This is a genomic window from Oleiphilus sp. HI0132, from assembly GCF_001635845.1.
Genome location: NZ_LWGJ01000720.1, coordinates 1 through 958 on the forward strand (window position 1 = coordinate 1; position 958 = coordinate 958).

Sequence of the window (958 nt, forward strand, 5' to 3'; positions counted from 1 at the left end):
GCTCTAAACAAATCATCACGTTAATCACACAAGCAGGTGAACTGACTTTTCCAGATTCGATATCACCTGACTTTTTAGTCAGAGTGATAAAGGGTTTATCATGAAGATGTTTGTTCAGCCTTCCCGCATTTATCTTCACCGGCAGTTTGTCGATTTCAGAAAATCGATTAATGGTTTATCTGTGATCATTGAGTCGGAGATAAATCTTCCCGTCATGAGCGGTGCCTTGTTCATTTTCTGCAACAAAGCCAAAGATAAATTGAAGATACTTTATTGGGATAAAACCGGCTTTGCCTTGTGGTATAAACGGCTTGAAAAAGATAAATTCAAATGGCCAAGCCGTATTGATGAAGCATGTTTAGAATTGAATGAACAGCAGTTGTCTTGGTTGCTGGAAGGCTATGATGTCATCGGTCATCAAGCTGTCGATTATCAAAATATTATGTAATAAAATCAGGTAAATAGTATAAATAAAAACAGCAAGTTAGCGTGTTTTTTGTTAAAATGCACGCATGAAAACAGACATCGAATCACTCCCTGACGACCCTATTTTACTGAAGAAACTTCTCGCAGAAAGAGATGAGACTATCGCTTATCTTACTGAGCAGTTTCGTTTAGCTCAGCATAAACAATTTGGTAAAAGCACTGAAGGCTACCCGGGTCAGGGCGAGCTATTCAATGAACTTGAGCAATTAGCAGATGAGTCTGAAGCGGAACCGACTGAAGCCGAAAAAGAGTCCATCACCTACGAACGCAAGAAACCTGTTCGTAAACCTTTACCCAAAGACTTACCACGCGACGTCATCATTCACGACCTGGCAGACGAAGACAAAAGCTGTGATGACTGCGGTCATGAATTACATCGCATGGGTGAAGATAAAAGCGAGCAGCTTGAATTCATTCCTGCCCAGATCAAAGTCATCGAACATGTGCGACCTAAATATAGTTGTCGTCATTG

1 protein-coding gene and 1 pseudogene are annotated in these 958 nt (G+C 40.7%); both read left to right on the plus strand.

What is annotated here, in order from left to right:
- Positions 1 to 100: 100 nt before the first annotated feature.
- Positions 101 to 448 (plus strand): IS66 family insertion sequence element accessory protein TnpB, encoded by a 348-nt coding sequence (gene tnpB, locus A3766_RS08560; RefSeq protein ID WP_068510160.1) that lies wholly within the window; start codon positions 101 to 103, stop codon positions 446 to 448.
- Positions 449 to 578: 130 nt separating this feature from the next.
- Positions 579 to 958 (plus strand): annotated as a pseudogene (locus A3766_RS08565) (IS66 family transposase zinc-finger binding domain-containing protein); the annotation flags it as partial.